The organism is Sphingomonas fucosidasi, from assembly GCF_036663855.1.
In the GTDB taxonomy this organism is placed as follows: domain Bacteria; phylum Pseudomonadota; class Alphaproteobacteria; order Sphingomonadales; family Sphingomonadaceae; genus Sphingomonas; species Sphingomonas faeni_B.
On sequence record NZ_JAXOJR010000004.1, the window covers coordinates 394,278 to 400,460 of the forward strand.

Sequence of the window (6,183 nt, forward strand, 5' to 3'; positions counted from 1 at the left end):
CGGATCGCCGAACCTGGGCGATGGCTATGGAAGCGGAGTTCGAAGCCGCAGTGGAGGATCGGCGTCCATTCCTGTTCGCTCTCGGCTGCCTGTTTGCAGCGTGGCGAGAGATTGGGAAGCACAGCGAAGGACGCCTCATCCTTGCGAACTACGCGCTCGCCCTGGGGTTACTCATCCCGATGGCAGTTCTGCAGTTCCAGCAGGCGGTCGGCTTCCTATCCTCGGCAGGAGGTCCTCCTTTCGGCATCCCAAGCGCCGCCGACGGACCGAATCTCTATTTGATCTGGTCTCAGAACAGCGCCATCCCGATCTTGCTTATCACATGGCTTCTGCTCGGTATGGTGCACCTCTGTCTTGCGTGGATGCTCGTAGAGGGGGATTGGCCGCGCATCGTGAAGTGCGGCACGCTGATTGGAGCGGCAATGATCACGCTGTCGCTATTCATGGGCGTATTGATGCTCGATTTGTCGTCCTTGAGGGCGCAAGTTGCGGAGCTGGCGATCGAATTTGTGGCGGTGGTATCTATTTCGCGCTGGCACATTCGGGTTCTTGCCGGCGCCTCGCGCGATTTGCTTGCCCGGTAGCTTGTAGGGACCCTTCAACAATCCTCGCGGCTGGTTGGACCTCTGCGGACCTCTTGACTCATAAATCTACATATGTTGCTATGCTTAGCACGAGGGTGGCGAGGCTCAACGCGGAGGGGCGACGAAACGCCGAAGCCGTGCACGGGTTCAGAGGAACAGCGTCCGACACGCGAAAGGGAAGCGAAGATGCGACGTGTACTTAGCATAGGTGTCGTTGCAGCCGGCACTGTCTTGCTCATCGCTTTATTTCTCTTCGTTCGTAAGCCTGTTGTTGACGCCAGCGCGAACGGCCTGTTCGCAAACGACTTCTGTGGCACGATAAAGCTAGCCGATGGCGAGATGCTGCTCAACGATCAGCAAACCATATCCTACATTGTCGGTAGAGATGCAGATGGGCCGTACATCTTGCCACGCTTTGATGTCGGCGCCGTATCCGATCAGGGGCTCGACGTGGATGGAACGCGCTCTGTGCGCAAGCTGCGCCTCGACAGGCTACCTTCAGCGACAAAGCTTACGCTACATGAGGGTTTGACACCCTATGTCTTCAAAAGGCTGACGCCAAATCTTCGCAACTAATCTGGAAGCATCTGTTAATCAGCTTGAGTGATCAGATCCGAAGCCAGCATATCTGGACCCACAAATCTACATATGTTTCCGTAGCGGGAGCCAAGGCTGCTGAACGCTACGAGCGACTGGTCGGCAGCGAGCGGTGGGAAGACTTCGGCACGGCATACCGGCCGTGCTGCACGGTAAGGAGGTGGAGCAATGATGAAAGCCATGACCAATGCGTTCCGGTGGTCCCCCATACGGCTATCAACGGCCCTTCTTCCGCTTCTCGCGACAGGCATCACGGGCCGCGTAGAGGCGCAGTCACAGGCAGCTGTCGACAAACCTTCGCCGAACCGGCTTGGCTTGGCCGTGCCCGGGCCGATCGCGACCGATGTTCGCATTTCATCCGAGCCGGATGTTGTTCTGGCGGGAACGCTGTACCTGCCGGCAGGCCACGGCAAGGGTCCCTATCCCTTGGCCGTGATGATCCAGGGGAATGGACCCAATAAACGTGGCGGCTTTTCCGAGCTAATCAAACGCCTGTCCGCCGACGGCATCGCTGCTCTGGAATATGACAAGCGCGGGGTCGGGCAGTCGACCGGCATCTATGAAGAGGATCCCGAGCGGCTGACCGCGGACGCTGCAGCCGCTGTTGCGGCGATGCGCCATCGCTCGGATATCGCCGGCAGCCGCATCGCTTTGGTCGGCCATAGCGGGGGCGGTGTGATTGCGCCCGCTGCGGCGACTGCCGATCCCGACATTGCAGCCGTGGTGACGCTGGCGGGCAATGTTGGCGACGGGCTGCCTTACGTCAGGAAGGGGCTTTACAGGCAGATGATGAAGATGGTTGTCGGCGGCCGTGACACCCTCGTCGGCCCGGCGACGGATGCGGCTATGACTTTGCTTCAGGCTCGCGTGGACAGCAGAGATGCGGCAACGATCTCACGCCTTCGGGCAAACGCTGTCGACCGGTTCGAGGCAGCGGGGTTCCCGCGGCCGCAGGCGGAACAAGCGCTTGCGATGATCGACGTTCCAGAGGCCTGGAAAGGGAGCAAGTTACGCTCGGCCTCGGATCTCAAGGCCCTGCACATACCCGTTATAGCGATCTACGGGACCAAGGATACGGTGGTGGACGACGCACCTGCGGCACGTGCCGCCTTGGCGAGCAACCCCCGCGCTCGAGTTGTGATGCTGGCCGGGCTCGGCCATTCGTTCCAGGATGGCGCAGTCGCAGGCGCGCTGGATGAGGCGTCGAAGTTGGGCCCGTACCTCGGATCACCTCGCCTTGTGGCAGTCGTTGGCGACTGGCTTAGAGATACACTGTCGTCGAAAAGTGGCAGGGGTATACGACAAGTGCGGTAACGCGCACGGTCTCGCCGCTCGACGACTAGTCGATTGCTGCTTCTGGGCGCCGGTTCTTAGCCTTTAAAGGGCGCTTGACGGCGCTAGGTCGCGGTCCGCTCGACATGAACGTTCATCGGGTTTGTGCCTGTTCTGGCTCGAACAGTAGCCGTTCCGCTCTCCTCTCTCATTACGAGGTTCGCGAGCTGATAGCCGGGCTTCGAAATCGGTAGTTTGCGAAGATGAACCAGCGTCCGAAGTTGGGAAGCGAGGGAAGGGGCGTAAGCGCCCGGATGTGGGTCAGCGGAGCATCCGCGGCGGGCCTCACCGAAAGCGTGATCTATCAGCAGGCCAGGTCATTACTGGGTCCGATGTTTGTTGCAAGTGAGCGATGGCGGGCCGGCCCGGGTGACGCAAAACACCTGTTTGTCGCACAATGGTGATTACGACCGGGTTTTCCACATATCGGGCAGCTGAATGCCGACAATGGAGAGGAAAGCGGACTGGCGGCTTTCGGGAGAACGGGTGGCAATAGCCGACGTTGCGCGGCTGCTGCGTTCTCATAGACGATAGTTGATCGGGAGAGGCTCAGCGTCGGTGGTAGTTAGGGGCCATACACCCGGCAGGCCGCGGCGACGCCATATCGGCGGTGAACAGCGCCCCGATTGTGCCTGATACCCAACGGTAGCGGATCATCGTAAACTACTCATTTTCGTCGGGAAGCGCTGCGATGGCATTCGTCACTATCGCAGCGACAACCGGCATGTCCGACACCTGCGCCTCCACCAGAATCTTTTCGAGAATGGCCCGGAGGTTCTGCAAAGCCTCACGTCGATCTCGAAGCATCATTGTATTCTCGTTTGAATCTGCCAAAGCGCTTAGTCCCCAGCTGCGGCGACCTAGCCCATAGGCCATACGGCCCGTCCCGCTTCGTGTACCTAACTTGGTTTAATTGCCGCCGTGCCGTTTGTTAAATTTTTCAGCAGCTTCAAGGTTAGTAATCGCGTGTTCGATATACACTGCGACCATGGGCAAGCTGAGGTTGTCGGCAAACGACCGGGCGTATTCCAGCTGGGTCTTCAGATCCTTCACCGTCTTGGCTGGCTCATTGGACATGCATATAAACCCGTATAACCTGCTTAACTGACACCTGATTTAACGCCAGCAAGCCTGCCACAATTTAAGGCGATTTTGCCACGATGCAACCTGCTTTTGGCTGACCCTTGGTCAGCGTTGGCAAAGCCGTACGACTGCTAAAATCGTCATTCGCAATTTCAATCGAATTTCGGGAATGTCCATGTTCAAAGGAGAACAGCTATCCGCTGAAACGAACGTGAGTGGACTATACGAGGTTGCTATTTGCCAGCATATAGCGCCCGATCATCCTCGCGTATCTGGCCTTGTTCCTCGCGGCAGGACTAAAGTTTTCGGGGAATTTTTGTGGCAAGATCTCTTTCAGTTTTTACGCACCGCCTCTCTGAAACATTCCCGTTATCGGCGAGTGACCAGGAGGCTCTGTTATCGTTGGACGTAACGCGACGAGACGTACTCGCGGGCAGCTATATCATACGAGAGGGCGACCTCGCGTACACCTGTTCAATCTTGATAAGCGGGATCGCGATCCGTCAAAAGGTCACTGCCATCGGTCATCAACAGATAGTGGCTCTTGTCATCCCCGGAGATGCGCTCGACCTACCAAATGTTTTTCTGAGAACTGCTGACCACGATGTCCGAGCATTGACAGATATTAAGATTGCAACCGTTTCAGCAGTCAGACTTCGTAATATTTTCACCATATCTCCGTCGATTGCCCAAGCTGTATTGCTCTCGGTTTTGACTGACAATTCTATATGTCGAGAATGGATTCTGAACCTTGGACAACGTGATGCGAAAACTCGCCTTGCGCATTTCATATGTGAGCACGCAGCGCGAATGGACGAGCGGGGTCTTTCCACTGGGGACGTAATAAATATTCCGATGACGCAGAAACAGTTGGGGCACGCCACCGGCTTGACATCTGTACATGTGAATAGGATGCTTAAAATGCTCGAGGCCGATGGGTTGATCGTGAAGGTCGGCCGACAGCTTCTAATACCGAGCATCGCGAAACTACGAAATCATGTCGACTTCAACGCTCGGTATCTACACTTGCCGGGTAGCGAATGATTGATAAATCGTGGGAATCGGCGGGGTGCATGCTGGCAATACATTATTCATGATCGAGCATGCTGCCTTGTTGAATGACTGTACGCAATCGGGGAACGTGCTGGCGCCCGGGAACGGCGGATTGGGGTAGGCGAAAGGCCGGCATGGGAAGGAAAGCCGACGGTCTGCTTTGGGGCACCCACCCCCAAGAAACCGATCACTAAACGGGTATCCCAGTTGCATCAGTCTTTTTGAATCGCCGGCCCCCTTGGTTTCCTGCCGTCCTTGGGCTGATGCGAGATCCGTGAATTTTGCATCAGAAGCTTGAAAACGCGGGAGCTCTCACGCTCGCCAAAAGTTAAAATCGGAAAAGGTGACCGGTAGCATTCGATATGCGCATACTTATTCCAGATATGAGTTCACGAAAGCTCATCGCGGCAGTTTTTGTTGCCTCGCTTAGCTCGTGTGCAACAGACCAACCCGGTGTCTTAGGGCAGCGCGTAATACTCTCACAGCCATTCGAGATCGTTCAGGTAAATAGTCTGCCTTCCATGATCTCTTGGAAATTGGAGAACCTGTCGAGAATCGATCCAGACAATCCCATTGTATCGGATGGCGACACACAGACCCTCAGCCTGTTCGGGCGTGAGGATCTAATCGCAGCATTTAGCGACGATTATAAACCTACGAACTGCTCACCATCTGCACTGGCGACAGCGGCTGTAGATGAAATCGTGCGTAGAGCCGGGCGGACTTCCATAGTCATCATCAACGAAAGCCACGAACGATCGCGTCACCGCCGGTTTACTGCGGAAGTAGTACGACGCCTGCGCCCACTGGGTTACGATACGCTGGGGCTGGAAACGCTGTCTAATCCGCCGGCTACTGTACCGCAGCGGTATCTGCCCTCGCTTCTTGGCCATCCGGAACTGCCCTATCTTTCTGACGACGACGGCCACTACTCTTCAGAGGCGGGCTACGGGCGGCTCGGGCGGCAAGCCAAGGCTCTTGGCTATCGCCTGCTGCCTTATGAGGACAACACACACAACGAGCCGAGCAAGGATGTCAATCAGAGCCAGCAGATTGCTCTTCGAGAAGAAGCCCAGGCCAACAACTTAGCGGCATTTGTAAAGAGTCACCCGACCGCCAAGCTGTTGATTCACGTAGGCTATTCGCATGCAACCGAAGTTCCTCGGGCCGATGGTCAGAAATGGATGGCCGCACGGCTTAAAGAAAAGACCGGTATTGATCCTCTTACTATCTCACAAACGACATGCCGGGGCGGTAGCGAAACCATGCGGCTCGCGACCTTACCTTCGGACCAACCCGCCGGAACGTTCGATCTAATCATCGACCATCCAACCGAGCGGTTCACGCGCGGACGGCCGGATTGGCGTAAGATGGCAGGCGACAGGATCATTACCATTCCCCGCAAATTGCGACCGGTAAAGGGGTGGCGTGTGATCGAGGCCCGCCCCTTAGGTGAGCCGGATACCTCGGTCCCGATCGATCGAGTAGCAATCCGCCCAGGTGAGGACATCGGCTTGCTGTTGCCGCCTGGACG

At 56.7% G+C, this 6,183-nt stretch carries 7 protein-coding genes; 5 read left to right on the plus strand and 2 right to left on the minus strand.

Features of this window, described 5'->3' with window-relative positions; all coding sequences use genetic code 11:
• Positions 1-26: 26 nt before the first annotated feature.
• The 3 genes from U1737_RS09915 to U1737_RS09925 all read left to right on the plus strand — a co-directional run bounded on the left by U1737_RS09915 (position 27) and on the right by U1737_RS09925 (position 2,495).
• Complete coding sequence (locus tag U1737_RS09915; protein WP_332796666.1) at positions 27-584, plus strand: hypothetical protein; 558 nt, start codon at positions 27-29, stop codon at positions 582-584.
• Positions 585-770: 186 nt separating this feature from the next.
• Positions 771-1,160 carry a hypothetical protein gene (locus U1737_RS09920; protein ID WP_332796667.1) on the plus strand — a complete coding sequence of 130 codons (390 nt, stop codon included), beginning with the start codon at positions 771-773 and terminating at the stop codon, positions 1,158-1,160.
• 189 nt (positions 1,161-1,349) lie between these two features.
• The gene (locus U1737_RS09925; RefSeq protein WP_332796668.1) at positions 1,350-2,495 is read left to right on the plus strand and encodes an alpha/beta hydrolase; all 1,146 of its coding nucleotides are present in this window, start codon (positions 1,350-1,352) and stop codon (positions 2,493-2,495) included.
• A 681-nt stretch (positions 2,496-3,176) separates the two neighbouring features.
• On the opposite strand, the gene U1737_RS09930 is transcribed toward U1737_RS09925, so the two are convergent.
• Together U1737_RS09930 and U1737_RS09935 are read right to left on the minus strand one after the other, a co-directional pair.
• Positions 3,177-3,323, minus strand: a complete 147-nt coding sequence (locus tag U1737_RS09930; protein ID WP_332796669.1) for a hypothetical protein — start codon at positions 3,321-3,323, stop codon at positions 3,177-3,179.
• 99 nt (positions 3,324-3,422) lie between these two features.
• On the minus strand, positions 3,423-3,590 hold the full coding sequence (locus U1737_RS09935; RefSeq protein WP_332796670.1) for a hypothetical protein: 168 nt from the start codon (positions 3,588-3,590) through the stop codon (positions 3,423-3,425).
• A gap of 324 nt (positions 3,591-3,914) precedes the next feature.
• Between U1737_RS09935 and U1737_RS20730 the strand changes: the two genes are divergently transcribed.
• Together U1737_RS20730 and U1737_RS09940 are read left to right on the plus strand one after the other, a co-directional pair.
• A complete protein-coding gene (locus tag U1737_RS20730) occupies positions 3,915-4,640 on the plus strand; it encodes a Crp/Fnr family transcriptional regulator (RefSeq protein WP_443027113.1) in 726 nt (241 codons plus the stop codon).
• A gap of 371 nt (positions 4,641-5,011) precedes the next feature.
• Positions 5,012-6,183 (plus strand): hypothetical protein (locus U1737_RS09940; RefSeq protein ID WP_332796671.1); only part of this gene is annotated, 1,172 nt, incomplete at its 3' end.

Coding starts and splice junctions, on each gene's coding strand:
- U1737_RS09915 (WP_332796666.1), top strand. CDS start 27: ATGGAAGCGGAGTTCGAAGCCGCAGTGGAGGATCGGCGTCCATTCCTG.
- U1737_RS09930 (WP_332796669.1), bottom strand. CDS start 3,323: ATGATGCTTCGAGATCGACGTGAGGCTTTGCAGAACCTCCGGGCCATT.
- U1737_RS09935 (WP_332796670.1), bottom strand. CDS start 3,590: ATGTCCAATGAGCCAGCCAAGACGGTGAAGGATCTGAAGACCCAGCTG.
- U1737_RS09925 (WP_332796668.1), top strand. CDS start 1,350: ATGATGAAAGCCATGACCAATGCGTTCCGGTGGTCCCCCATACGGCTA.
- U1737_RS09920 (WP_332796667.1), top strand. CDS start 771: ATGCGACGTGTACTTAGCATAGGTGTCGTTGCAGCCGGCACTGTCTTG.